Source organism: Pannonibacter indicus (genome assembly GCF_001418225.1).
Classification (GTDB): Bacteria; Pseudomonadota; Alphaproteobacteria; order Rhizobiales; family Stappiaceae; genus Pannonibacter; species Pannonibacter indicus.
On sequence record NZ_LIPT01000004.1, the window covers coordinates 45,071 to 69,555 of the forward strand.

Below are 24,485 nucleotides of genomic sequence, written 5' to 3' on the forward strand. Positions count from 1 at the left end.
CATGACTGCCGCCAGCGATGCCGGAAAGACCGGGGCCTCCACAGGATGCCTCGGCATCATCGCGGGCGGCGGCCGTCTGCCGGGATTGATCCTGGCCGACCTGCAGGCCCGTGGCGAGCCCGTGCATCTGGTCGCCATCAAAGGCGAGGCCGAGCCGGAGCTTGCGGCGCAGGCCGATATCGAGCTGGGCTGGGGCCAGATCGGACAGCTGTTCAAGAGCCTCAAACAGGCCCACTGCGACCGGGTGCTGTTGATTGGCGGCATCACCAAGAGGCCGGATTTCACCTCCGTCATGGGCGATCTTGGCACCATGCGCCGCCTGCCGGCCATCCTGAAGGCGATGATCGGCGGCGATGACAGTCTTCTGACCCGTGTGATCGGCATCTTTGAAGCGGAAGGCCTCAAGGCTGTTGGTGTGCGCGATGTGGCGCCTGCGCTGCTGGCGCGTGCCGGGTTGCTCGCCGGAAAGACGCCGGATGAGGAAGCCGCCGCAGATATGGCGCTGGCCTACAAGGCGGTGCAAAGGCTGGGCGAGCTGGATATCGGGCAGGCCGCTGTCGCCATCGGCGGGCGTGTGATCGCGCTGGAAGGGGCCGAGGGCACCGATGCGATGCTGGCGCGTTGCGCCGAGCTGCGGCGTATTGGCCGGGTCAAGACCAAGGGGGCGGCGGGTGTTCTGGTGAAGGCGGCAAAGCCCGGGCAGGACCTTCGAGTGGATCTTCCGACAATAGGCCCGCGGACGGTCGAGCTTGCCAAGGCGGCCGGGCTTGCCGGCATTGCGGTGGAAGCGGGCTATGCGCTGGTGGCCGATGAAGCCGAGACGGCGGCGGCCGCCAGAGCAGGCGGATTGTTCCTCTTCGGCCTGACACGAAACGGGAGCGATGCAGCATGGACACTGAGGTGATGACCGGCAATCCGGGGCGTCCGCTGAAGGTGTTTCTGGTGGCTGGCGAGGAATCGGGCGATTCTCTTGGTGCCAATCTTATGGCCTCGCTAAAGCAGCTGCACAGCGGCGCTATCGTTTTTGAGGGCGTTGGCGGTGAGCGGATGGCGTATCAGGGGCTGGAGAGCCTCTTTCCGCTGTCCGACATTGCAGTGATGGGACTGACGGCGGTCTTGAAGCGTCTGCCCACCATCGTCCGGCGCGTCTATCAATCTGTCGACGCGGCGATTGCGGCCAATCCGGATGTGCTGATCATCATCGACAGCCCGGATTTCACGCATAATGTCGCCAAGCGGGTGCGCAAGCGCGCGCCGCATATTCCCATTGTCGATTACGTGTCGCCTTCCGTCTGGGCCTGGCGTCCTGGCCGGGCGAAGAAGATGAGCGTCTATGTGGACCGGGTTCTGGCGCTGCTGCCGTTTGAACCGGCGGCCCACAAGCGCCTCGGCGGGCCGCCCACCTTTTATGTTGGTCATCCGCTGATCGAGAAGGCGGCTCTGCTGCGCCCGGCTGCCGGTGAGCGCAAGGCGGTGGGCGAGGGCGCTCCCGTGCTTCTGCTGCTGCCGGGCAGCCGCAGCAGCGAGGTGGATGCGCTTCTGGATGATTTCGGCCGGATACTTACACAGCTTGCGCCGCTTCATCCGGGGCTGGAGGTTTTGCTGCCTGCTGTGCCGCATCTGGCTGACCGGATTACGGAGCGTGTTGCCGGCTGGCCGGTGCAGCCGCAGATCATCCGGGGAGAGGCGGCGAAGTTTGCGGCCTTCCGCCGTGCCCGTGCAGCACTTGCCGCTTCAGGCACCGTTTCGCTGGAACTGGCTGTCTCCGGCGTTCCCATGGCCATCTGCTACCGGCTTGACTGGTTCTACCGCCGCCTGAAGCAGCTGCACCAGATCATACCCATTGCCAGCGTTTCTTCCATGGTCTTGCCCAACATCATTCTGGAGCGCAATGTCGTGCCGGAATTTCTCGATGAGGAAGTGAGCCCGGAGCGTCTTGTGCCGGTGCTCTCGAAGCTTCTGACGGATACGCCTGAGCGCCACACACAGGTGGATGCTTTCACCGCACTGGACGGCATGATGCGCTTGCCCGATGGCCGCTCCCAGAGCGAGGCCGCGGCCCGGATCGTGCTGGATCTCCTCAAGTCGTAATACCAAGGCTTTTGGTGCTGACGCATCACGCCTTGAAAATGCTCAAGCCCGCCTTTTCGTGCTCTGCATGCACATAGCAAAAAGGGCGCCGTCTGGCGCCCTTTCCGAATTTATCAGATCAGAAGATCTCAGCTGCGGTTGGCGAGCGGCACGTAGTCGCGCTTCGGAGCGCCGGTGTAGAGCTGGCGGGGACGGCCGATGCGCTGGGACGGATCTTCGATCATCTCGTTCCACTGTGCGATCCAGCCCACGGTGCGGGCAAGAGCGAAGAGCACGGTGAACATGGTGGTCGGGAAGCCGAGCGCACGCAGCGTGATGCCTGAGTAGAAGTCGACGTTCGGGTAGAGCTTCTTCTCGATGAAGTATGGATCGTTGAGGGCGATCTTTTCCAGCTCGAGGGCAACCTGCATCAGCGGGTCATCCGCATGGCCGGTGGCCTCCAGCACTTCGTACATGGTCTTCTGCATGATCTTGGCGCGCGGGTCGTAGTTCTTGTAGACCCGGTGGCCGAAGCCCATCAGACGGAACGGATCGTTCTTGTCCTTGGCGCGCTCGATATATTCGGGGATGCGGTCAACCGAGCCGATTTCCATCAGCATATTGAGCGCAGCCTCGTTGGCGCCGCCGTGTGCCGGGCCCCAGAGGCAGGCAATGCCGGCTGCGATGCAGGCGAAGGGGTTGGCGCCCGACGAGCCGGCAAGACGCACGGTCGAGGTCGAGGCGTTCTGCTCGTGGTCGGCGTGCAGGATGAAGATGCGGTCCATGGCGCGGGACAGGACCGGGTTGACCTTGTACTCCTCGCAGGGCACGGCAAAGCACATGCGCAGGAAGTTGGAGGCGTAGTCGAGGTCGTTCTTCGGGTAAACGAAGGGCTGGCCGACGTGATACTTGTAGGCCATTGCAGCGATCGTCGGCATCTTGGCGATCATGCGCAGCGAAGCGACCATGCGCTGGTGCGGATCGGTGATGTCGGTCGAGTCGTGATAGAAGGCGGAGAGGGCACCCACGGTGCCGACCATGACGGCCATCGGGTGAGCGTCGCGGCGGTAGCCGGTGAAGAAGCGGCTCATCTGCTCATGCACCATGGTGTGGTGCGTGACGCGGTAGTCGAAGTCTTTCTTCTGGGCGGCGGTCGGCAGTTCGCCGTAGAGAAGCAGATAGCAGACTTCGAGGAAGTCACCCTTCTCGGCCAGCTGCTCGATCGGGTAACCGCGGTGCAGAAGCACGCCTTCGTCGCCATCGATGTAGGTAATCTTGGATTCGCACGATGCGGTCGAAGTGAAGCCCGGATCGTAGGTGAACATGCCCGTCTCTTTGTAGAGAGTGGAGATGTCCACGACCGACGGTCCGATGGAGCCATCGAGAATCTTGAAATCGCTGGCCTTGCCGTCAACGGTCAGGTTGGCTTTCGTGTCGCCCATTCAGGTAACCCCTTCGTCTGGAACTGCCGGTGCATTCTGGCGTTGGGAGCGCCGCAGACCTTGACTGATCTGCCTGATGCTTGCACGGCGGTTGAAATAGCCCCGGATTGCGTATCCCATTTGAGCAGGGGCTGCAAGCTGCATGCTGCACTGCCCATGGCGCGAAAACGTCTGCGCCATGGGCCTGGTTCCAACAAATAACGCTGAACGTTATTCTGAAAATACCTGTCCGATCAGGCGTCAAGCAGCCTGATCGGCAATGCGGCCAAGGGATTCGTCCTTGCCCAGAACCACCAGCACATCATAGATGCCGGGCGAGGTGCCGCGGCCCGTCAATGCAGCGCGCAGAGGCTGCGCCACCTTGCCAAGCTTGAGGTTTTCGGCTTCCGCGAAGGCCTTGACGGCAGCTTCCGTGCTTTCCAGCGACCACGTGCCGTCAGCCTCGAGCTGCGGCAGGAGGCGGGCAAGGATCGACTTGCCTTCCGCGTCCAGAATGGTGCCGGCCTTCTCGTCGAGGTCAATTGGCCGCACCCGCCAAAGGTATGATGCGCTTTCGGTGAGTTCCACCAGCGTCTTGGCGCGTTCCTTGAGGCCGGGCAGGGCTGCCAGCACCTTGGCTTCATTGCCGGGGGCAGCCATCCAGTCGAGAATGGCGGCGCCGCCCTCGTTATGGGCAATGCAGGCCTTCCAGTGCACCAGAAGGTCCGCATCGGCGGTGGCACGCATGTAGTGGCCGTTGAGGTTCTCCAGCTTCTTGAAATCGAAGCGGGCGGGCGAACGGCCGATGGACTCAAGGCCGAACCAGGAAATCATGTCTTCGGTGGACATGATCTCGTCGTCGCCATGGCTCCAGCCGAGACGGGCGAGGTAGTTGCGCATGGCGGCAGGCAGATAGCCCATGGCGCGGTAGGCTTCCGCCCCCAGCGCACCGTGGCGCTTGGAAAGCTTGGCGCCGTCCGGACCATGAATCAGCGGGATGTGCGACATGCTGGGCACGTCCCAGCCCATGGCCTGATAGATCAGGGTCTGGCGGGCGGCGTTGGTCAGGTGGTCGTCGCCACGGATGATGTGGGTCACGCCCATGTCATGATCGTCCACCACCACGGCCAGCATGTAGGTCGGCACGCCGTCCGAGCGCATCAGGACCAGATCATCCAGATCCTTGTTCGGGAATGTAATGCGGCCCTGCACCTGATCATCAACGATGGTCTCGCCCTCGAGCGGCGCGCGCAGGCGGATGGCCGGGGCAACGCCAGCCGGAGCCTCTGAGGCGTCGCGGTCGCGCCAGGTGCCGTCATAGCGCGGCGGGCGGCCTTCGGCGCGGGCCTTCTCGCGCATCTCTTCCAGTTCCTGCGGCGAGCAATAGCAGCGGTAGGCGGTGCCGCGCGCCAGCATCTCTTCCACCACTTCCTGATGACGCTTGACGCGGCCGAACTGGGACACGGGCTCGCCGTCCCAGTCGAGGCCGAGCCAGGTCAGGCCGTCGAGCAGCGCATCCACGGCTTCCTTGGTGGAACGGGCGCGGTCGGTGTCCTCGATGCGCAGCAGCATCTTGCCGCCGTGGCGCTTGGCAAAGAGCCAGTTGAAGAGAGCCGTGCGGGCGCCGCCAATATGAAGGTAGCCGGTCGGGGAAGGCGCAAAGCGCGTGACGATCTGGTCAGCCATGGTCAGGATGTTGTTTCTCTGTCAGAGTGAGGGGATGCCGGTCAGAACCGGAATCCGGTTGCTGGCTCTTTAGCACAGGCGCGCGGCCGGGCAAATGTCTGGCGTTGTCTGTAAAATTCAGGGGTGGCGAACAGACAAAACCAGAGGGAATAAACCGCTGGAATTGTCGCCTCTGAGGCGCACCGGCAGTGTGGGGTGGGTTTGCGTTTGGCGTATGAAGCAGGGGCCGCAGGGCCATGGCCGATGCAGGGCTGACAGGCTCTGCAACAGATGACAGGGCGCCGCCGCCGCGCCGCCCCTTCTCCATTCCTGACTGGTTTTACCGGCATAGTGAGCGCCTGTGGCGCAAGCAGCCGCATGCGCCCGATGCCGGACTGCTGAAACCGGCTGCAGCGGTCAGCCGTAAGGCCCCGCGTGATCTTGCCCCCGTGCTGCAGGCCTTTGCCTTCTGCGGTGGCATTGCGCTTTATTTTTCCTCCCCGCATGAGCCCAATGGCTGGGTGCTGATGGCGCTGGCCTTTGCGGCGCTTGCCTTTGCTCTGTGGGCGCATTGGCGCGGGCGGCTTCATGCCGTGGCGCTGGTTCTGGCCTTGGCTCTGGCTGGGGCAGCGGCAGGGGCCATGCGCACGGTCAGCATTGCTGCGCCCGTGCTGAAGGGGCCGGTTTCAGCAGAGATTTCCGGCCACGTTTCAGGCATCGCCGGAGCGGGGGGATCCCGGCAGGTGACGGTTGATGTGGCACACTGGTCGCGCCGGGGTGAACCGCCTGCGCGGGTTCGGCTGGTGCTGCGGCAGGCGCAGAAGCTTGCCATTGGCGATGCCATCAAGGTGCGGGCCCGCCTGGTGCCGCCTTCCGGCCCGGTGCGTCCGGGCGGCTATGACTTTGCCTTCCGCGCCTATTATGACCGGATCGGTGCCACCGGCTTCGTGCTGGGTGCGCCGGAGACACTAGACCTGCCGCCGCCGGGGCTCCGGCTGAAGGCGCTCCGGCAGATCGAGGCGGTGCGAGCGGGCCTTGTCGAAGGCATTCGCGCCGCCCTTGGCGAGGGCGACCGGGCGGCGCTGGCGGCTGCGTTACTTGTCGGGGACAGAAGTCTCATTTCAGATGAAGCGGTCGAGGACCTTCGGGAATCCGGGCTGGCGCATGTGCTGTCGATCTCCGGCCTGCACATGGCGCTGTTCGCGGGCGGGGTCTATGCGGCGGCGCTGGCGCTGCTGGCGGCCTTTCCGTTGCTGGCGTTGCGGCTTCCCATCCACAAGATCGCCGCCTGTGTGGCCCTGGTGACGGCAACCGCCTATCTGCTGCTGTCAGGCGCCAGTGTGCCGACGCAGCGCTCCTATCTGATGATTTCGCTGGTGTTTCTGGGGCTGTTGACCGGGCGGCGGGGCCTCAGCCTGCGCAGCCTGTCGCTGGTGGCGCTGGCGCTGCTGATCGTGGCGCCGGAGGATCTCTATGACCCCGGCTTTCAGATGTCCTTTGCCGCCGTTCTTTGTCTGGTTGCGGTCTATGACGACTGGGCCCGCCGTCCGGCCACGAAGATGAATGCGGCACGCCGGGCAAGCCTTGGACTTGCGCACCGCATTTTTTCATCTGTCATGTTATGGGCGGGAGGGCTTGCCATGACATCGCTTGTGGCCGGTGTGGCGACGGGCGTGATCGGGGCCTATCACTTCGACCGGGTATCGCCCTATGGATTGCTCGGCAACCTTCTGGCCATGCCCGCCGTCTCCTTCATCGTCATGCCTGCCGGGGTGCTGGCCTTCCTGCTGCTGCCCTTTGGCCTTGCGGATCTGCCGCTGGCGGTGATGGCCTGGGGCATTGACCTGATGCTCGCCTCAGCCAGTTTCACCGCCTCGCTCAGCGACACTGACGGGGTGACGGGGCAGATGCCAGCCCTTGCGGCGGTGATGCTCACGGCCTCTGTCTTCATGCTGCTGCTGGCGAACGGGCGCTGGCGGGCCCTTGCGGCGGTGCCGCTCGGCATTGGTCTTGCCTCGCTGATGCTCTTCCGCCCGCCGGATATCATGGTGGCGGACAGGGGCGCGCTGGTGGCGGTGCGCGATGCCTCAGGGGATTTGCGCGTCACGGCCTCCAAGGTCGGCTTTGCGGCGGAGACCTGGCTGCGGGGCGATGGGGTTCCGCCGATGGAATTTGACGCGCGCCGCCTGCTGCCGCGGGACATGGCCTGTGATCCGTCCGGCTGCGTGGTTGATGCCTATCCGCTGCCTTCGGAAGACGGGGCTGCGGTGGCGCCACTTCGCGTGGCTCTCAGCCGCAGCCTTGAGGCGCTGGAGGAGGATTGCCGCCTTGCGGATATGGTCATCAGCAGCTTCACCCTGCCGCGTTCTTGCGCAAAGGCGCTGGCCATCGGCGGGCCGGAGCGCACGGACAAAGGCGCACTCGCCCTCTGGCTGGAGGTGGTGGAGGGCAGGGTGGTGATCACGCACCTGCAATGGGCCCGCCCCATCCGCACCCGCCCGTGGCACGGGGCACAGTGAGGGCGCGCCTCTCTTGCATAAAAGCCTTTCAATCGTCACCCCGGACGCAGCGAAGCGGAGATCCGGGGCCGGTGAGCCGGGGTGCCGATTGGGCTTCTGAGATGTAAGCGACCGCCCTTGGCTCACCGGTCCCGGGTCCTCTCTTCGTTCGGCCCGGGATGACGATGGAGAGGAAAGCAAGTGGTCTGGCCTCACTGCTGCCGGGGCAAGGGTGGAATATCCTGATGCGGGGCGAAGATGGCGGAGGCGGTCCAGTGTGGCTGCTCGCCGCTGAAAAGTTCCAGGAAGCTGATGGCAAGGTCCGGGTCTTCGAGGATGTTTTCCCGGAAGGACCACCAGGTCCGCAGGTCCGAAAGCTCCGGCACTTCATGCGGCTCTGTGTGGAATTCCTGCGCCAGAACCGCAGCGCGCACGGCAAGGCAATAGGTGACATAGGCATGGCCTTCCGGCCAGAAGACGGCCGGGGCACCGCCGCCCGGCGGGGCGGGCACATCCGCTGCGGTTTCGCTGCGCTTTGCTGTCAGCGGGCCGAAATGCAGAAGCTCGCGCAGCATCAGGCCGGCGGCGAAGGTTACATAGCCGCGCCGGTCCGCATCCGCCTTGTGCTTCTGCGCCTCAAAGGCGCGGTACCAGCTCATGAAGGCGGCGGTCAGCTTGCCGTCATCCACGGTGAAGGGCTGTCCGGTTTCGCTCTTCAGGCCGTTTGCATGTTCGTGGAAGGAGGCAATGAACCAGCGAAGGCGGCGGATTGCCTTGCGTACCGGCAAGCGGGATTGGTCGAAACTGGCAAGCGGGCCACTCATGTCAGATCCTCTCGGCGAGCTGTTGCAGCAGGCTGCCCAGCGCTTCGCGGTCGCGGAAGGCGTGCAAAATTCCGTCCTTGCTGCTGTCGCAAAGCAGCAGGGCGATGCGGAGCAGTTCATGCTCGCCGGAGAGGCTGCCCGGCGTGCCGGAGCGCTCTGCCAGCAACCACACCACAAGCGCCGTCATGGCAAGGCGCAGCCGCGCCGGTTCCATGCCGCTGTCCGGGATGGCGGCAGAAACGATGCCGGGGGCCGGGCTGATGAAACTGTGCCGGTCTAGCCCCTGCACCAGCGCCGCCGCACGCGCCGGGCTGTCAAAGCTTTCATCCAGCGCCTCATGCCAGCAGAGCGCGGCCACCGTCTCGCTGACGAGGAGGGTGGAAAGCCCTGCCTCTGCCAGAAAAACCGCGCCGCCCCAGGCGAGCGCGCCAGCCAAATCCGCAGGGGCAGCGGGTCCGCCTTTCAAGGCAAGGCTGGCCCGCTGCAGAGAGGCAGTATCAGGGGCGCGCACACGCAGGCGGCCGATCTTTTCACCGGCAACGTCCTCGACGATGCGGCTCAGCGATGCGCGGATGTCACGCGGCAGCAGGTTGAGGGCCGGTTCGATAAGCGACTTTGGCACCGGTGCTTTCTGGCGCAGGCCGCGCAGAATGTCCCTGAGCGGCAGGACAAGTTCCTCAGGCCCCGGAACGGGCGGGTGCTTCATGGCGCAACTCCTGATCTTCCGCCCAAGTATAAGGGCGCAGCGCCGTGTTGGCCATAAACCTCCGCGTCGTATCGAGATCTTTCACAACAGCCTGCGAGCCAAGGCCCATGGCGTTCTGGGCCGAGCTTGCCTGTCCCATGCGCACACAGTCCTCAATCGGCAGGCCGAGATGCAGCCCGGTGGCAAAGCCCGCGTTGAAGCAGTCGCCACAGCCGCAGGTGCACACGACGTCGATCGCATAGGCCGGAAGATCGAAGGCAAGGCCTTTGTTGTCCCGGTACATGGCGCCCAGCGCGCCAAGGGTCAGGATGACGGCCCCGGTGCCCTGATCGAGCAGGAATTTGGCAATGTCCTCGAAGTCCTCCAGCCCGGACAGGGCGCGGGCTTCTTCCTCGGAGGGCATGAAATAGTCCGTATGCGCCAGCAGCGGCCTGACCAGCGGCAGGTCATCGCGGGTGGAGGCGAAAACGTCGAGCGTGGTGGTGACACCGCGCTTCTTGGCTTCCGCCATCAGTTCCGCATTGCGGCCCTTGTCCATCCGGTCCATCAGCCCGACACCGCCCACATGCAGGATCTTCGTGTCGAGCACGGTTTCGGCCTGCGCATCGTCCACATAAAAGCCGGCCGTGGCGCCGCGCTTGTGCAGGGCAGGGCGGGCACCATCTGGCCTCGTGGTGACGATGGAGGAAGAGGTGGCAAAGCCCTCGCAGCGCTGCATCAGGCTGGTGTCGACGCCGAAGCGGCCGAGTTTCATCAGCACCCAGTCGCCCATGTCGTCCTGGCCGACGCCGCCCACGGCCCGCACCTTCAGCCCGTGCTTGGCCGCGACGATGGCGGCACTGCCGGCCGCGCCGGAAACGGCCAGCGTGAAGTCCTCGACAAACAGGGTGCCGCCGCCCGCAGGAAGCTCGTTCACCGGGCGGCAGAGGGCGTCAAACGTGTAGAAGCCCATGGATGTGTAATCTGCCCGCATGGCCCACCTCACCGCAGCCGCTGACCGCTGGCCGTGTCAAAGAAATACAGCCGGGACAGATCGAAGGCGATAGCCTGCGTCCGGTCGAGATCGGAGCGGTAGCTGCGGTCGGCCTTCACCTCGAACAGCAGGCTGCCGGGCTTCAGCGTCAGATAGGTGAGATCGCCGGTCGGCTCCACGCCATAGACCGGCGCGCTCATGTGCCCGCCGCTGTCGGTGACATGGCAGTCTTCCGGGCGCACGCCGAGTGTCACGTCCCCGCTGTGGGCAAGGCGCACGTCCGGGATGGAGATGCCGGGGGCGGAGAACGTTCCGTTCTCCAGCCGCCCCGGCACCAGGTTCATCGGGGGAGAGCCGATGAACCCTGCAACGAAGGTGTTGGCCGGGTCGTTGTAGATCTCGTCCGGCGTGCCGGTCTGCTGGATCGTGCCGTTCTGCATGATGACGATCCGGTCAGCCAGCGTCATGGCCTCGATCTGGTCATGGGTGACGTAGACGGTTGTAATGGCCAGCTGGCGCTGGATGTGCTTGATCTGCACGCGCATCGCCTGCCGCAGCTTGGCGTCGAGGTTCGACAGCGGCTCATCCATCAGGAACACCTGCGGCTGGCGCACGATGGCACGGGCAAGGGCGGCGCGCTGGCGCTGGCCGCCAGAGAGCGCCCCCGGTTTGCGGTCGAGATAGTCCGACAGCTCCACGAGGGCGGCAGCTTCGCGCACGCGCCGGTCATGCTCGGCCTTCGGCACGCCGCGCATGCGCAAGGGGAAGCGGATGTTCTCGTAGATGCTCATGTTGGGATAGAGCGCATAGCCCTGGAACACCATGGCCACATCCCGGTCGCGGGCGTCCACGGCATTCATTACCTCGCCATCCATGCGGATCTCGCCTTCGCTGGGGTCCTCCAGTCCGGCGATCATGCGCATGGTGGTGGTCTTGCCGCAGCCCGAGGGGCCGAGGAAGACGATGAATTCCTTGTCGGCGATGTCGATGTTCACATCGCGCACGCCCCAGAAGCTGCCCCAGGACTTCTGGATGCCGGAGAGTTCGATACGTGCCATGGTGCTTATCCCTTGACCGCGCCCATCGTCAGCCCGCGCGAGAGATGCTTCTGGATGGCAGCCACCACCAGGAACACCGGAACGAACGCGAGGAAGGCGACGAGGGCAATTGCGTTGTAGATGACCCCGTCTGATCCGCCGGTGAAGTTGGCGAGCGCCACCGAGAGCGTATAGGCATCCTTGGTGGAGGCGATCAGAAGGGTGAAGAGGAACTCGTTGATCGCGAAAATGGCCGCGATGACGCCTGCGGTGATGATACCCGGCAGGATGGCCGGGATGATGATCTCCCACAGGATGCGCAGGTCCGAGGCTCCGTCCGTGCGAGCCGCATCCTCCAGCTCTTTCGGGATGTCGAGCATGTAGGAGCGGATGATCCAGGTGACGACCGACAGGTTGACCGCCGCATAGATCAGCATCAGCGCCCAGACCGTGTTGAGCAGCCCCATCGTCTTGAACAGGAAGAAGATCGGGATCGCCACAATAGCGGGAGCCATCATGCGGGTGGAGAGGATATAGAAGCCGATGTCCTCCCGGCCCTTATAACGGTAGCGGGCGAGCGAGAAGGCGGCCGGCACGGCCAGCACCAGATCGATGACGACGGACCCTGCAATCGCCAGCAGCGAATTGCGCAGGTAATGGCCCATCGGCCAGTCACGCCAGATCATGTGCCAGGCATCAAGGCTGAAGCCCGGCAGGTAGATCGGCTGGGGCGTGATGATTTCTGTCCTCGGCCGGAAGCCGATGGACAGGAACCAGAGCACGGGGGCGAGGCAGAACAGGGCCCAGGCCCCGAGGATGAGATAACGCAGGAAGAGCTTTTCGCCCTTGTTGCGGCGCTGCGAGGCCATGGCCTAGTCCCTCCCGGAACGGAAGGCGCGCTTGACGGCAAGCTGCGCGATGATGACGGTGAGAACCAGCATGACCACCGAGGCTGCCGAGGCGTAGCCGAAGTTGAAGGTCTTGAAGCCGATCCGGTAGATGAAATAGCTGATCGTCTCCGTCGCGCCGCCGGGTGTGCCCTGGGTCATGATGAAGACGTTGGCGAACATGGTGGTGATGTCGATGCCGCGCAGGATCACCGCCACGGCGATCACAGGCCGCATCATTGGCAGTGAAATGTTCCAGAAGATCGCGCCCCAACTGGCGCCATCGAGGCGGGCGGCTTCCTCCACTTCCTCGTCCTGCCCCTGAAGCGCGGCCACGAAGATGATGAAGAGGAATGGCGTCCACTGCCAGATATCGGCGACGATCAGCGTCAGGCGGGACAGCCAGATCGAGGATGTCCAGGCAATGTGCCCGTCGATGAGGCCGATGCGCATGAGGAGGTCCGCAATGACGCGGCCATCCATGAAGGCGAGCTTCCAGATGAAGGCGACGGCCGAGGGCATGAACAGCATCGGTACCAGGAAGATGATGCGCCAGCCCTTGATCCACGGGTCACGGTAGGCGTGGAAGGCGAGCAGCAGCGCCAGCAGGCATTCGGCAATGAGGGCGATGCCGCCGATGATCGCGGTATTGGCGAGCGCTGCCCAGAACTCCCGGTCGCTCATCAGATCCTGATAGTTCTCCAGCCCGACGAAGTTCCAGGTGTTGAATTTCACATAGAAGAGAGACTGATAGATCGCATAGGCGCCCGGATAGAGCGTGATCGTCAGCAGGAAGCAGACGGCCGGAGCCACCAGCAGGTAGGGGAAAAGCTGGCGCATGCGCGGATTGCGGCGCCTGAAGGTACGGCCGGGCAGAGCCGGAGCGGCAGAAGCCGCTCCGGCTGCCGGCAGGTGGGTGCCGGTCATTGCAGGTCCTCAGAAGGGCAGAGCCTTGTCCTTGCCCACCCAGAGGCCGGGTGCGGCGGCGGCATAGTCGACCGGCGGCTTGCTGCCATAGAAGCCGTTGCGGTCCATGATCTTGCGGACGGCAGCCGCCGCATTGTCCAGGGCTTCCTTGCCGGAGATCTGGCCGGTCAGGGCGCGGTTGATCTCGTTGCCCATGATCTGTTCCATCTCGAACATGCCGGGCAGGCGCGGGGCGCACCAGGCATAGTCGAGCGACTTGCTCCACACTTCAGCCGGCTGTGAGGCCACCTGAAGGTTCGGGTTGGTCAGAACCGAGCGGTAGCCCGGCGCCACGCCATTGGCGTTGGCCTCATTCATGGCCATGATCGAGGCGGTGGTGAGGAAGGCGAGCATCAGGAATGCGCCTTCCGCATTCTGGCTGTTGGCCGCCACGCAGGAGGTCGAGCCTGCGATATTGGGCGGTGCGAAATGACCGCCGGCAATGCGCGGCTCGTAGATGGTGACGAAATCATCGACGATCTGCGACTGGTCAGGGCGCATGGCCTGCGTGCCCGAATCCTGCCAGCTGATGTTGGTGGCGACCTGTCCGCCGAGCCATGCGGCGCGGTTTTCGCCCCAGCCTGCACCGGCAAAGCCTTCGATGGCGTTCTTGGACAGCGCAAGGATGATATCCATGCCCTTGTTGCCCGCGTCGCCGTTGAAGATGGGCTCCCACTTGTCGTCGAAGAGCATCATGCCGGCCTGCGCCGCCACATGCTCCCAGGTGTAGGTGGACCAGAAACCGCGCGCGCCCAGCATGCCGATGCCGGCAACACCCTTGGTCTTGTTGTTCAGCTCTGCCGACAGGCGGATCAGCTCGTCATAGGTCGGGACGGAGGTCCACCTGTCGATCGGGCCGCCCAGAACCTCCTCGACCATCTTCTTGCGCAGATGCACCATCTGGATGTCGCAGTCGAACGGGATGCCGTACATGGTCCCGTTGAAATAGCCGTAGTTCAGGCGGTAGGTATCATAGAAGTCATCAAGCGGCAGTTTCCACTTCTCGGCATAGTCGCCAAGCGGGGCGAGGAAGCCGGGGGCTGCAAAATCGCCCAGCCAGGGCGAGAAGAACTGCAGCGCATCGAAGGACGCATTGCCGGAGATGAACTCGGCGACGGCCTTGTCATAGAAGCTGTCATCGGGGATCGGAACCAGCTCGACCTTGATGCCAGACAGGGCCTCGAATGGGTCGAGCCCCTCAGCGGCGGATTCCTGATCGGCCGCACCGATGGCAAAGCGCACGGTCGTGCCGGCGAATTCCTTGCGCACCGCCTCCCAGTCGCAGGTGCGGATCCAGTCCTTTGCCGGGTCCCACAGCGGCTTGCTGTCAGTCAGGCCGTAAAGCTTCTGGTAGTCGGCGCGGACGTATTTCGAGATGGAAATATCGTCCAGAATGGTCTGCGGATCTGGCAGGCCGTTCTGCGCCAGAAGACGCGTGCTCCAAGACGTGCCGATCAGTGATGCGCCGGCGGCAGCAGTGCCCGCCTTCAGGAACGAACGGCGCGAAAGTTTTCCGGTGATACCCATCAAGTCTCCTCCCAGATGACGATGGCCATGATTGCCAAGGGCATTTCCTCGGCCCGGGTTGCGCAGAGGTTGCGCTGGGCAGGCGGTTCATTTGCCTGCGGATATGGGCCGGAACATTTGAATGTTCTAGAAAACAATTGTTCGTCTTTTGCCGCTTGTCAATCGGATTTGATGCAAAGTATGGCTTGATCCGTTGTGCAGTGCGGTGATGGCTGTGAGCGATTGCAGCGACGAATGAATGAACATGTGCGTTGACAGAAGAACGAAAGTTCACAATGCTTGCGGCAACTCAACCCCACCAAGGCATATGAAATGGCTTCAAACGTCGCGCTTACAGGTCTTGCCCGCGATCTGGCTGCAAGGGCGCAGGCTGGCCGCCCGGTCCGCATCGGACTGATCGGTTCCGGTGAAATGGGCACGGATATCGTCACCCGCGCATCCATGATGGATGGCGTGGAAGTGGCTGCAATTGCGGACATCAATCCGGCGGCCGCGCACAAGGCCGTGGAGATTGCCCGTCAGGAGCCAGGGCACAGCCAGGACGCCGGCACGGTGGACAGGCTGAATGCCGCCATCGAATCCGGCCGCACGGCGATTGCCGCGTCTTCGGACATCATTCTCGAATCGGGTCTCATCGACGTGGTGATCGATGCCACGGGCGTTCCGGCTGTCGGCGCGGAAATCGGCCTCAATGCCATGGAGCGCGGCAAGCATCTGGTCATGATGAACGTCGAGGCGGACGTCACCATCGGTGCCTATCTGCGGCGCGAGGCGGACCGGCTGGGTGTCGTCTACAGCCTTGGGGCAGGCGATGAGCCGTCTTCCTGTATGGAGCTGATCGAGTTTGTCTCCGCCATGGGGCACCGCATCGTTTGCGCGGGCAAGGGCAAGAACAACCCGCTCAACATTGACGCAACGCCGGATGCCTATGCGGCGGAAGCCAGGGCGCGCCATATGAACGCGCGTATGCTGGTGGAATTCGTTGATGGCTCCAAGACCATGGTGGAGATGGCTGCCATCGCCAATGCCACGGGGCTGATTCCGGACTGTGACGGCATGCATGGGCCCGCTGCCGGGCCGAAGGAACTGGCAACCACCCTCATTCCGCAGAAGGATGGCGGCGTGCTGTCCGGTATTGGCCGTGTGGACTTTTCCGTCGGCAAGGGGCTGGCGCCGGGCGTTTTCGTTGTCGCCGAAGCCGAGCATCCGCGCGTCTGGGAGCGGATGAAGGATCTGAAGATGGGCGACGGCCCGTATTTCAGCTTCATCCGGCCCTATCACCTGACTTCACTGGAAGTGCCGCTGACCTGCGCCCGCGCCGTTCTCTACGGCAAGGCCGACATGATCCCGCTCGACAAGCCGGTGGCGGAAGTCTGCGCGGTGGCGAAGCGCGACCTTCAGCCGGGCGAGACGCTGGACCAGATCGGCGAATACACCTACCGCGCCTGGATCATGGAAGTCTCCCGCGCCCGTAATGCCAAGGGCATTCCTGCTGGCCTGCTGACGGGGGCCAAGGTCACCAAGCCGATCCGCAAGGGTGAGCTGATCACCAGCGAGAATACCGCGCTTCCCGCCAATTCCCGCATTGCCGAGCTGCGCCGCCGCCAGGATGCGATGGTGTACGGGCAAGAGCCTGCGCATGCCTGAGGACAAAGCCATGGCCAACACCGCTGAAAAGGCAAAGGGCGCTGCGCCCGCGGCCGATGCCAATCTTCCCTATGCGCTGCGCACCTACTCGCCCGAGGCGCTGACGGAAGCGCTGCGCAAGATGATGCTGATCCGCAAGTTCGAGGAAGGCGCGGAAGACAGCTACATGCGCGGCCTCATCCACGGCACCATGCACCTGTCCATCGGCCAGGAAGCCTCTGCCGTGGGCTCGTCCATGTCGCTTACGGATGACGACAAGATCACCTCCAACCACCGCGGCCATGGCCACTGCGTTGCCAAGGGCGCGGATCTGGGGCGGATGTTTGCCGAGTTCTTCGGCAAGGAAACCGGCTACTGCCGGGGCCGTGGCGGTTCCATGCACATCGCCGACGTGGCCAAGGGCAATCTCGGTGCCAATGGCATCGTCGGCGGCGGCCTGCCGATTGCCGTGGGCGCTGCTCTTGCTGCCAAGCGGCTGGGCACGGGCGCTGTGACGGTCTGCTTCTTCGGCGATGGTGCCAACAACGAGGGCGCTTTCCACGAGGCGCTGAACATGGCTTCAGTCTGGAAGCTGCCGGTGGTTTTCGTCTGCGAGAACAACAAATACGGCATGTCCACTTCGGTGGAGCGTTCCACGGCGGTGAAGCACATTTCCGAGCGCGCCGCCGCCTACAGCATGCCGGGCGTGACCGTGGACGGGAATGACTTCTCCGCCGTTGCCGAAGCCGTGGATGCGGCGGTGGCAAGGGCGCGGGCAGGCGAGGGGCCGAGCCTTGTCGAGAACGTTACCTACCGCTGGCGCGGCCATTCCAAGTCTGACCGCAACCGCTACCGCACCAAGGAAGAAATCGCCGAATGGATGGACCGCGACCCGATCAAGCGCATGGCCGCCATGCTGGTTGATCACGGCATCCTGACGCAGGACGGCATCGAGGCACTGGAGGCCAGTGTGGCCCAGCAGATTGCCGATGCCATCGCCTTTGCCGCCGCGAGCCCATCGCCAAAGGCCTCTGATGCCACCCGTTTCGTTTACACTGAAGAGACCGCAGCATGAATGCGCATCCGGCGAGCCCCCTCCGCGAACTCTCCTATGCCGAGGCCATCCGCGAAGCCATGGATCTGGCGCTGGGCTCAGACCCCCGCGTCGTTCTCATGGGCGAGGACATCGGCGTCTACGGCGGCGCTTTTCAGGTGACCGGCGACCTCGTGCACAAGTACGGCACAGACCGGGTGATGGATACGCCCATCTCGGAACTGGGCGGTGCCGGTGTCGCCGTTGGCGCGGCGCTGACTGGTCTGCGGCCCATCTTCGAGTTCCAGTTCTCCGACTTTGCCGCCCTCGCCATGGAGCAGATCGTCAATCAGGCGGCCAAGCTGCGTTACATGCTGGGCGGTGCCGTTTCCGTGCCGCTGGTCATGCGCTTTCCGGCTGGCTCCGGCACGGGCGCAGCGGCGCAGCACTCCCAGAGCCTTGAGGCGTGGCTGGGTCATGTGCCGGGCCTGAAGGTGGTGCAGCCTTCCACGCCGGAAGATGCCAAAGGCCTGCTGCTGGCGGCGCTGGAGGATCCGGACCCGGTGATGATCTTCGAGCACAAGATCCTCTACAAGATGAAGGGGCATGTGCCGGAGGGCCATTACACCACGCCGATCGGCAAGGCCGCGATCCGCCGTCCGGGCAAGGACCTCACCATCGTCGCCACCGCCATCATGGTGCACAAGGCACTGGAAGCAGCCGCCACGCTGGAAGGCGAAGGCATCAGCGCCGAAGTGATCGACCTGCGCACCGTGCGGCCGATGGACCGCGAAACGGTTCTGGCTTCGGTACGCAAGACGGGCCGGCTTGTCTGTGTCTATGAAGGGGTGAAGACGCTGGGCGTTGGCGCCGAGGTCAGCGCCATGGTGGCCGAAAGCGATGCGTTTGACTTCCTTGACGCACCGATCATCCGCCTGGGCGGGGCCGAAAGCCCGATCCCTTATAATCCCGAGCTGGAAAAGGCTGTTGTGCCGCAGGTGCCGGACATTCTGGATGCGGCCCGCAAGCTGGCGAAGGGGCGTGTGTGATGCCCAATGAAGTGATCATGCCGAAGGTGGACATGGATATGGCGAGCGGCAAGCTTGCTACCTGGCATGTTGCACCCGGTGACTGGGTGGAGAAGGGCGCGCCGCTTTTCGACATCGAAACCGACAAGGCCGCCATGGAGGTGGAGGCGCCTGCTTCCGGCTTCCTGCATCATGTCATTGCAGAAGGAACGGATGTGCCGATTGGATCAACGGTCGCCTGGCTCTATGGCAAGGATGAAGCTGTTGGTGAGCCGCCTAACCAATCCGCCGCGCCTGCTGTTGAAACGCCTGCCGATTCGCCGGAACCTGCCGCGGTTGCTCCCGCCGCTGCAGCCGTTGCCGCGCCTGCGGGCGAAACAGCAGGCGTGGGCCAGGGCCTGCGCGCCACGCCACTGGCCCGAAGCCTTGCCCGCGAGGGCGGCGTTGATCTTGGTGCCATCTCTGGCTCCGGCCCTCAGGGGCGCGTGCAGGGGGAGGATGTGCGCAGGGCGCTTGAGGCAGGCAGGGCGGATGCGACAGCGGAAGCGGTCCTTCCGGCTTCTGCGCTGCCATCTTCTCCCGAGTGGCAGACCGGCCCGCTTTCCATCATCCGCAGCAAGGGCGGCACCGGGATACCCGTTGTGCTTATCCATGGCTTTGCCAGCGACGGGGCAAGCTGGGCGCCGCTGGAGGCCTATCTCAAGCACCGTCCGCTGATCCGCATCGAACTGCCCTCGCATGGCAAGTCGCCGCGCCTGCGCATTCCCGACTTTGCTTCGCTCGCTGCCGAGCTGCGCCGGGCGCTGGAGCAGATGGGCGAGGAGAAGGTTCATCTGATCGGCCACAGTCTTGGCGGCGCGCTGGCGCTGGCGCTGGCTGATACCCGGCCCCGGCAGGTGGAAAGCCTGACGCTGATCGCGCCTGCAGGCCTCGGGCCGGACATCAACGGTCAGGTTCTCTCCGGCATCTGCCGGGCGCATCGGGCCGAAAGCCTTGCGCCCTGGCTGCGCTGCCTCGTTGCCAATCCGGACATGATAACCGATGGCTATGCCAAGGCCGCTATGGCCGGGCGCAAGGATGCGGCCCTCAGGGCGGCGCAAACGGCGCTGGCCGATGTGCTGTTCCCCGATGGTACGCAGGGCTTTGATCTGCGCGCGGCGCTGGGCCGTCTCGATGTTCCGGCGCGGATCATCTGGGGCCGGCAGGACGGGATCATCCCCTGGCAGCATGCCCTGCGCGCCAGCGGTCAGGTGGCCTTGCACCTCATCGAGGGCGCCGGGCATATGCCGCAGGTGGAAGTCCCGGATCAGATTGGAAAAATCCTGCGGCAGCACCTATGATGGGGGACCACGGATTCCTCATCGATAACGGGAAATGCCCATGTCCGACAGCCAGAGCAGCCAGACGAACGGAGCGCGGGAGCGCGGCCCTGCCGACCAGCACGGCCAGCTCCGCATCCGCGCTGCCTGGCTCTATTATGTCGAGGGGCTGACCCAGTCGGAAGTTGCCAAGAAGCTGGACGTGAACCGCATTCTCATCACGCGGCTTCTGTCCGATGCCCGCAAGCGGGGCGAGGTGATCATTCGCATCAAGTCGGACATCGCCCCGCTGGTGGAGCTGCAGCGCCAGCTGGAAGAGCGCTTCGGCCTGCGTCAGGCCATTGTCGCGCCTTTCTCCGATCCCGACGGCGACCCGACCCGGGCGATTGCCTCGGCGGCGGGCACCTATGTCTCCGGCATCATGGCCAATCGCATGACCGTGGGCGTGGGCTGGGGCCGCACGCTGCATCAGATGCTGCCCTTCATCGAGGGGCGGCAGCTGGAAGGGGTGCGCGTCATCTCGCTGCTGGGCGGTATCTCGCAGGCCAAGCGATTCAACCCGGCGGAATTCGCCTGGCAGTTTGCCGAACTCTTTGACGCCGAAGGTTTCCTCGTGCCCGCTCCGGCGCTGGTGGATTCCGTCCAGACCCGCCACGCGCTGCTGGAGCATTGCGGCCTTGATCAGGTGTTGCAGATGGCCGAGACCTGCGACGTGGCGCTGCTTTCCTGCGGCGGCATCTCGACACTCACCACCTCCTACCGGCTGGGGCAGGTGTCGGAAGCCGAGCGCCAGTCCCTTGTGGCTGCGGGGGCTGTGGGCGATGTGCTCTACCATTTCCTCGATGCCGAAGGGCGAACCGTGCCGCATCCGGTGAACGAGCGCTCCATCTCCATCCCGCTGGACCGGCTTGACCGGGTGAAGTCCAAGGTGCTGATTTCCGGCGGGCGCGAGAAGACGCAGATGATGCGTGCGACCCTCAAGGCGCTGGACATGGATGTTGTCATTACGGATGAACTGACGGCGCAACGCCTGCTCGGCCAGCTTGAGGCATAAGCCAAGTTCACTGCTTTATTTTTCTTGCGGGCATTTCCGGCGGCAGCATGCCTTGACAGGCCTTGGAGCCTCTGGGACTGATAAACTTCCTTCCTTTGTTGCCTCAGGGCAGCTCAATCAGACGGGTTCGGCCATGACACAGGCGAAACGCGCAGCGTTGCTGCTTTCCTCTTCCGTTTTATTTGCCTTTGCCGCGTCTGCGCAGGCGGCGGAGCTTCGCTTTGCCTCGCAGGGCGATCTGGTGTCCATGGACCCCTATGCGGTCGAAGAGGTCTTCACCTCCGGCTTCCTTGGCAACGTCTATGAAGGTCTCGTGCGCCGCACGCCGGACCTGAAGCTTGAACCGGCGCTGGCCGAAAGCTGGGAAATGCTGTCGCCCACCCAGTGGCGCTTCCATCTGCGCAAGGGCGTGACCTTCCATGACGGCAGCCCCTTTACGGCGGATGACGTGATTTACTCCGCCGAGCGCGTACGTTCCGGTTCTTCCGACTTCAAGAACCGCCTTCCGGCTGGTGTCGAGATCGTCAAGGTGGATGATCACACGGTTGATTTCATTACAAAGGAACCGAACCCGATCCTGAACTTCACCTGGGCCAACTGGTACATCATGCCGAAGGCCTGGTCCGAGGCGAACAAGGTGGCGCCGCCGCAGAAGGGCGGGGACACGGAGAATTACGCGACCCTGCATGAGAACGGCACCGGCCCCTACAAGCTGGTGGCGCGTGAGCCGGGCGTGCGCACCGTGCTTGAGGCTTATCCGCAGTGGTGGGGTGCGGCCGCAAAGACAGGCAACGTCGACAAGGTGACCTATACACCAGTGCCGAACCCGGCGACACGTGTGGCCGGGCTTCTGGCCGGTCAGCTGGATGTGGTGTTCCCCATTCCGGTGCAGGACATTCCGCGCCTTGAGGCTGCTCCCAATACGCAGGTTGCAGCCGGCCCGGAAGTGCGCACCATGTATCTGTCAATGAACCAGTGGAAGGACACGCTGCCGGGCTCCGGCCTTGAGGGTGTCAATCCGCTGAAGGACGTGCGCGTGCGTGAGGCCATCTACCGGGCCATCGATATCAACACCATCCGCGACAAGATCATGCGCGGCCAGACCACGCCTGCCGCCCTGATGGTGGCGCCGGGCGTCAACGGCTACACGGACGAGATCAAGCGGCTGGATTATGATCCGGAAAAGGCCAAGTCGCTGCTGGCGGAAGCCGGTTATCCGGATGGCTTCGCCATGACCTACCAGTGCTCCAACGACATGTATGTGAATGACGAGGCGACCTGCCTTGCCATTTCCTCCATGCTGGCGAAAGTAGGCATCAAGGCCAAGCCGAACGTGCAGCCGCGTGCCAAGTATCTGGAATCCATCACTGCGCCGAACATGGACTTCGGACTTGCGATGCTGGGCACGACACCGGCCAGCCTTGACAGCCACATTGCGCTCTACTCCCTGCACATGTGCCCTCGCGTTTCGCCGGACCGGCCCCTGTGGGACAAGGACGACCTGACGAAGATCGTCGCGGGCAAGTCCAACTTCGGCGGGTATTGCAATCCGGAAGTGGACCGGCTGGCAGGTGAGATTCTGAAGGAAGCCGACCAGAACAAGCGCAATGCGCTGATCCGCGAGGCCTGGACCCTCACCACGAAGGATGTGGCCTATGTGCCGCTGCACCAGACCTGGGCCGCATGGGGCGCGGGCAAGAACGTGAAGCTGGAGCGCCGCGCCGACAACGTCTTCGACTGGCGCCACGTGACCATCGGGCAATAATATCAAGGTTTTCGATGCTGACGCATCACGCCTTGAAATTGCTCAAGTGCCGCACGGGCTTAACCAATTCTCGAAGAAGCAAGCTCATCGAGAATTGGTATGAGCTTGCTGTCAATAGCTGCGGCATCCGGCTACCGGATGCCGTGGCGTAACTGGGGGGCTCGGCGCAATGATCTTCTACATGCTCCGCCGCCTGATTCAGGCGGGTATCGTGCTGCTGGTCGTGGCGCTGGTGGCCTTCTTCATGTTCCGCTACCTGGGCGATCCGGTGTCGCAGCTGGTCAGCGAGGAAACGAGCCTTGCCGACCGGGCGGCGCTGCGCGAGGCTCTGGGGCTGAATGATCCGGTGCTGGTGCAGTTCGGCCATTTCATTGGCCGGGTGGTGCAGGGCGAGTTCGGCCTGTCCTATCAGATGGGCCAGCCGGTGGGCAGCCTCATTGCCGACCGGCTTCCGGCCTCCATCGAACTCAGCGTCATTGCCTTCTCTCTGGCGCTGGCGCTGGGCATTCCGCTTGGCGTGCTGGCAGGGCTGAAGCCGGACAGCTGGCTGGCGCGGGCGATCATGATCTTTTCGCTCGCCGGGATTTCCATGCCCACCTTTTTCGTCGGGCTGATGCTGATGGTCTATTTCGGCGTGGAGCTGAACCTTTTGCCGACCTTTGGCCGGGGCGAAACGGTGGATCTCGGTTTCTGGACAACGGGGCTTCTGACCCGCTCCGGCTGGCTTTCCATCATCCTTCCGGCCTTCACACTGGGCCTTTTCCAGCTCACCTTCATCATGCGCCTCGTGCGGGCGGAAATGCTGGAGGTGATGCGCATGGACTTCATCCGCTTTGCAAAGGCGCGCGGCCTGCCTGCGCGGCACATCCACTTCCGCCATGCGCTGAAGAACACGCTGGTGCCGGTGATGACCATTGCCGGGCTTCAGTTCGGCTCGATCATCGCCTTCGGCATCATCACCGAAAGCGTGTTCCAGTGGCCGGGCATCGGGCTTCTGTTCCTGCAGGCGATTTCGACGGTCGATATCCCTGTGATCTCCACCTATCTGCTGCTGGTGGCGGTGATTTTCGTGACGGTCAACCTGGTGGTGGACCTGCTTTACTACGCGGTTGATCCGCGCCTGCGCGCCAGCGCCAGCTGAGGAGGAACGGATGCCTGCTTCTGCCACGCCATCCGGTCTGCGCCTGTGGATCGCCCGGCGCCCTGTGCTCTACCGCTTTCTGGCTTCACCGCTGACGGTTCTGGCTGCGTTCATCGGCTCGGTCATGATCCTTGCCGCCATCGCCGTGCCGCTGATTGCCCCGCACAATCCCTTCGACATTGCCTCGCTCGACCTGCTCAACTCGCTGCTGCCGCCGGTCTGGCATGAGGGCGGCAGCCCCGAGTTCCTGCTGGGAACCGATGATCAGGGCCGCGACCTCTTTTCCGCGCTGCTTTACGGCACCCGCACCTCGCTGATGGTGGGCGGGGTGTCGGTTCTGGCGGCTGTTCTCTCCGGCCTCGTATTCGGGCTGCTCGCCGGTTATTTCGGCGGGCTGACGGATGCCATCGTCATGCGTGCCGTTGATATCCAGATGACCTTTCCGGCCATCATGGTGGCGCTGCTGGTGGATGGCGTCAGCCGGGGCATCCTGCCGCCGGATCAGCATGACCGGCTCGCCGTCTTCGTCATCATCTTTGCGCTCAGCCTGTCGATCTGGCCGCAGGTCGCCCGCACGGTGCGCGCCTCGACGCTGGTTCAGCGTAACAAGGACTATGTGCTGGCCGCGCAAGTGACCGGCATTTCCGCGCCGCTGATCCTCATCCGCCACATCCTGCCCAATGTCATGGGCCCTGTGCTGGTGATTGCAACCATCAACCTCGGCGTTGCCGTGCTGGGTGAGGCGACGCTGAGCTTCCTCGGCGTCGGCATTCCGGCCTCCGAGCCCTCGCTCGGCACCCTGATCCGTATCGGCAACAACTTCCTGTTCTCCGGCGAGCGCTGGCTGGTGGTGTTTCCGGGCATGACGCTGGCGCTGCTGGTGCTGTCGGTCAACCTCGTGGGGGACTGGCTGCGCGATGTCCTCGACCCCAAGCTGCGCTGACC

At 63.9% G+C, this 24,485-nt stretch carries 20 protein-coding genes; 11 read left to right on the top strand and 9 right to left on the bottom strand.

The features are described from left to right. Nucleotide 1 precedes the first annotated feature (1 nt). Both ASC48_RS08525 and lpxB read left to right on the top strand, forming a co-directional pair. Nucleotides 2-904 carry an LpxI family protein gene (locus ASC48_RS08525; protein WP_055455347.1) on the top strand — a complete coding sequence of 301 codons (903 nt, stop codon included), beginning with the start codon at nt 2-4 and terminating at the stop codon, nt 902-904. Next, complete coding sequence (gene lpxB / locus ASC48_RS08530; RefSeq protein WP_082440047.1) at nt 889-2,091, top strand: lipid-A-disaccharide synthase; 1,203 nt, start codon at nt 889-891, stop codon at nt 2,089-2,091. The genes ASC48_RS08525 and lpxB overlap by 16 nt, the downstream gene beginning before the upstream one ends. 128 nt (nt 2,092-2,219) lie before the next feature. Here lpxB and gltA read toward each other — a convergent pair whose 3' ends face one another. Then, entirely contained in the window at nt 2,220-3,512 is a 1,293-nt protein-coding gene (gene gltA / locus ASC48_RS08535; RefSeq protein ID WP_055455348.1) for a citrate synthase, read from the bottom strand. A 240-nt stretch (nt 3,513-3,752) separates the two neighbouring features. Then, entirely contained in the window at nt 3,753-5,177 is a 1,425-nt protein-coding gene (gene gltX / locus ASC48_RS08540) for a glutamate--tRNA ligase (RefSeq protein ID WP_055455349.1), read from the bottom strand. A 236-nt stretch (nt 5,178-5,413) separates the two neighbouring features. Here gltX and ASC48_RS08545 point away from each other — a divergent pair, with 236 nt between their 5' ends. Beyond that, nucleotides 5,414-7,675 carry a ComEC/Rec2 family competence protein gene (locus ASC48_RS08545; protein WP_055455350.1) on the top strand — a complete coding sequence of 754 codons (2,262 nt, stop codon included), beginning with the start codon at nt 5,414-5,416 and terminating at the stop codon, nt 7,673-7,675. A 191-nt stretch (nt 7,676-7,866) separates the two neighbouring features. On the opposite strand, the gene ASC48_RS08550 is transcribed toward ASC48_RS08545, so the two are convergent. From ASC48_RS08550 to ASC48_RS08580, 7 genes are read right to left on the bottom strand one after another with little or no spacing between them, the layout of a single operon-like run. Beyond that, a complete protein-coding gene (locus tag ASC48_RS08550) occupies nt 7,867-8,478 on the bottom strand; it encodes a hypothetical protein (protein WP_055455351.1) in 612 nt (203 codons plus the stop codon). A gap of 1 nt (nt 8,479) precedes the next feature. Beyond that, the gene (locus tag ASC48_RS08555; RefSeq protein ID WP_055455352.1) at nt 8,480-9,184 is read right to left on the bottom strand and encodes a hypothetical protein; all 705 of its coding nucleotides are present in this window, start codon (nt 9,182-9,184) and stop codon (nt 8,480-8,482) included. Beyond that, on the bottom strand, nt 9,156-10,157 hold the full coding sequence (locus ASC48_RS08560) for a carbohydrate kinase family protein (RefSeq protein WP_055455353.1): 1,002 nt from the start codon (nt 10,155-10,157) through the stop codon (nt 9,156-9,158). The genes ASC48_RS08555 and ASC48_RS08560 overlap by 29 nt, the downstream gene beginning before the upstream one ends. Nucleotides 10,158-10,165: 8 nt before the next feature. After that, on the bottom strand, nt 10,166-11,215 hold the full coding sequence (locus tag ASC48_RS08565) for an ABC transporter ATP-binding protein (protein WP_055455354.1): 1,050 nt from the start codon (nt 11,213-11,215) through the stop codon (nt 10,166-10,168). A gap of 5 nt (nt 11,216-11,220) precedes the next feature. Beyond that, nucleotides 11,221-12,063 carry a carbohydrate ABC transporter permease gene (locus tag ASC48_RS08570; RefSeq protein WP_055455355.1) on the bottom strand — a complete coding sequence of 281 codons (843 nt, stop codon included), beginning with the start codon at nt 12,061-12,063 and terminating at the stop codon, nt 11,221-11,223. Nucleotides 12,064-12,066: 3 nt separating this feature from the next. Then, on the bottom strand, nt 12,067-13,008 hold the full coding sequence (locus ASC48_RS08575) for a carbohydrate ABC transporter permease (protein WP_055455356.1): 942 nt from the start codon (nt 13,006-13,008) through the stop codon (nt 12,067-12,069). 9 nt (nt 13,009-13,017) lie between these two features. Continuing rightward, on the bottom strand, nt 13,018-14,574 hold the full coding sequence (locus tag ASC48_RS08580; RefSeq protein ID WP_055455357.1) for an ABC transporter substrate-binding protein: 1,557 nt from the start codon (nt 14,572-14,574) through the stop codon (nt 13,018-13,020). A gap of 312 nt (nt 14,575-14,886) precedes the next feature. On the opposite strand from ASC48_RS08580, the gene ASC48_RS08585 reads away from it, so the two are divergent. The 8 genes from ASC48_RS08585 (at nt 14,887) to ASC48_RS08620 (ending at nt 24,483) form a co-directional block, all read left to right on the top strand. Next, complete coding sequence (locus tag ASC48_RS08585) at nt 14,887-16,221, top strand: NAD(P)H-dependent oxidoreductase (protein ID WP_055455506.1); 1,335 nt, start codon at nt 14,887-14,889, stop codon at nt 16,219-16,221. A 10-nt stretch (nt 16,222-16,231) separates the two neighbouring features. After that, a complete protein-coding gene (locus ASC48_RS08590) occupies nt 16,232-17,275 on the top strand; it encodes a thiamine pyrophosphate-dependent dehydrogenase E1 component subunit alpha (protein WP_055455507.1) in 1,044 nt (347 codons plus the stop codon). Further along, nucleotides 17,272-18,282 (top strand): alpha-ketoacid dehydrogenase subunit beta, encoded by a 1,011-nt coding sequence (locus ASC48_RS08595; protein WP_055455358.1) that lies wholly within the window; start codon nt 17,272-17,274, stop codon nt 18,280-18,282. Before ASC48_RS08590 ends, ASC48_RS08595 begins: the two co-directional genes overlap by 4 nt. Next, on the top strand, nt 18,282-19,601 hold the full coding sequence (locus ASC48_RS08600) for an acetoin dehydrogenase dihydrolipoyllysine-residue acetyltransferase subunit (protein ID WP_055455359.1): 1,320 nt from the start codon (nt 18,282-18,284) through the stop codon (nt 19,599-19,601). The genes ASC48_RS08595 and ASC48_RS08600 overlap by 1 nt, the downstream gene beginning before the upstream one ends. Nucleotides 19,602-19,641: 40 nt before the next feature. Continuing rightward, nucleotides 19,642-20,634 carry a sugar-binding transcriptional regulator gene (locus tag ASC48_RS08605; RefSeq protein ID WP_208975621.1) on the top strand — a complete coding sequence of 331 codons (993 nt, stop codon included), beginning with the start codon at nt 19,642-19,644 and terminating at the stop codon, nt 20,632-20,634. Between the two features lie 133 nt (nt 20,635-20,767). Then, entirely contained in the window at nt 20,768-22,399 is a 1,632-nt protein-coding gene (locus tag ASC48_RS08610; RefSeq protein WP_055455361.1) for an ABC transporter substrate-binding protein, read from the top strand. A gap of 169 nt (nt 22,400-22,568) precedes the next feature. Next, nucleotides 22,569-23,540, top strand: coding sequence for an ABC transporter permease (locus tag ASC48_RS08615; protein WP_055455362.1), 972 nt, complete (start codon nt 22,569-22,571; stop codon nt 23,538-23,540). Nucleotides 23,541-23,550: 10 nt separating this feature from the next. Continuing rightward, the gene (locus ASC48_RS08620; RefSeq protein ID WP_055455363.1) at nt 23,551-24,483 is read left to right on the top strand and encodes an ABC transporter permease; all 933 of its coding nucleotides are present in this window, start codon (nt 23,551-23,553) and stop codon (nt 24,481-24,483) included. The last annotated feature ends 2 nt before the right edge of the window (nt 24,484-24,485 follow it).

Coding starts and splice junctions, on each gene's coding strand:
- ASC48_RS08525 (WP_055455347.1), top strand. CDS start 2: ATGACTGCCGCCAGCGATGCCGGAAAGACCGGGGCCTCCACAGGATGC.
- lpxB (WP_082440047.1), top strand. CDS start 889: ATGGACACTGAGGTGATGACCGGCAATCCGGGGCGTCCGCTGAAGGTG.
- gltA (WP_055455348.1), bottom strand. CDS start 3,512: ATGGGCGACACGAAAGCCAACCTGACCGTTGACGGCAAGGCCAGCGAT.
- gltX (WP_055455349.1), bottom strand. CDS start 5,177: ATGGCTGACCAGATCGTCACGCGCTTTGCGCCTTCCCCGACCGGCTAC.
- ASC48_RS08545 (WP_055455350.1), top strand. CDS start 5,414: ATGGCCGATGCAGGGCTGACAGGCTCTGCAACAGATGACAGGGCGCCG.
- ASC48_RS08550 (WP_055455351.1), bottom strand. CDS start 8,478: ATGAGTGGCCCGCTTGCCAGTTTCGACCAATCCCGCTTGCCGGTACGC.
- ASC48_RS08555 (WP_055455352.1), bottom strand. CDS start 9,184: ATGAAGCACCCGCCCGTTCCGGGGCCTGAGGAACTTGTCCTGCCGCTC.
- ASC48_RS08560 (WP_055455353.1), bottom strand. CDS start 10,157: ATGCGGGCAGATTACACATCCATGGGCTTCTACACGTTTGACGCCCTC.
- ASC48_RS08565 (WP_055455354.1), bottom strand. CDS start 11,215: ATGGCACGTATCGAACTCTCCGGCATCCAGAAGTCCTGGGGCAGCTTC.
- ASC48_RS08570 (WP_055455355.1), bottom strand. CDS start 12,063: ATGGCCTCGCAGCGCCGCAACAAGGGCGAAAAGCTCTTCCTGCGTTAT.
- ASC48_RS08575 (WP_055455356.1), bottom strand. CDS start 13,008: ATGACCGGCACCCACCTGCCGGCAGCCGGAGCGGCTTCTGCCGCTCCG.
- ASC48_RS08580 (WP_055455357.1), bottom strand. CDS start 14,574: ATGGGTATCACCGGAAAACTTTCGCGCCGTTCGTTCCTGAAGGCGGGC.
- ASC48_RS08585 (WP_055455506.1), top strand. CDS start 14,887: ATGGCTTCAAACGTCGCGCTTACAGGTCTTGCCCGCGATCTGGCTGCA.
- ASC48_RS08590 (WP_055455507.1), top strand. CDS start 16,232: ATGGCCAACACCGCTGAAAAGGCAAAGGGCGCTGCGCCCGCGGCCGAT.
- ASC48_RS08595 (WP_055455358.1), top strand. CDS start 17,272: ATGAATGCGCATCCGGCGAGCCCCCTCCGCGAACTCTCCTATGCCGAG.
- ASC48_RS08600 (WP_055455359.1), top strand. CDS start 18,282: ATGCCCAATGAAGTGATCATGCCGAAGGTGGACATGGATATGGCGAGC.
- ASC48_RS08605 (WP_208975621.1), top strand. CDS start 19,642: ATGTCCGACAGCCAGAGCAGCCAGACGAACGGAGCGCGGGAGCGCGGC.
- ASC48_RS08610 (WP_055455361.1), top strand. CDS start 20,768: ATGACACAGGCGAAACGCGCAGCGTTGCTGCTTTCCTCTTCCGTTTTA.
- ASC48_RS08615 (WP_055455362.1), top strand. CDS start 22,569: ATGATCTTCTACATGCTCCGCCGCCTGATTCAGGCGGGTATCGTGCTG.
- ASC48_RS08620 (WP_055455363.1), top strand. CDS start 23,551: ATGCCTGCTTCTGCCACGCCATCCGGTCTGCGCCTGTGGATCGCCCGG.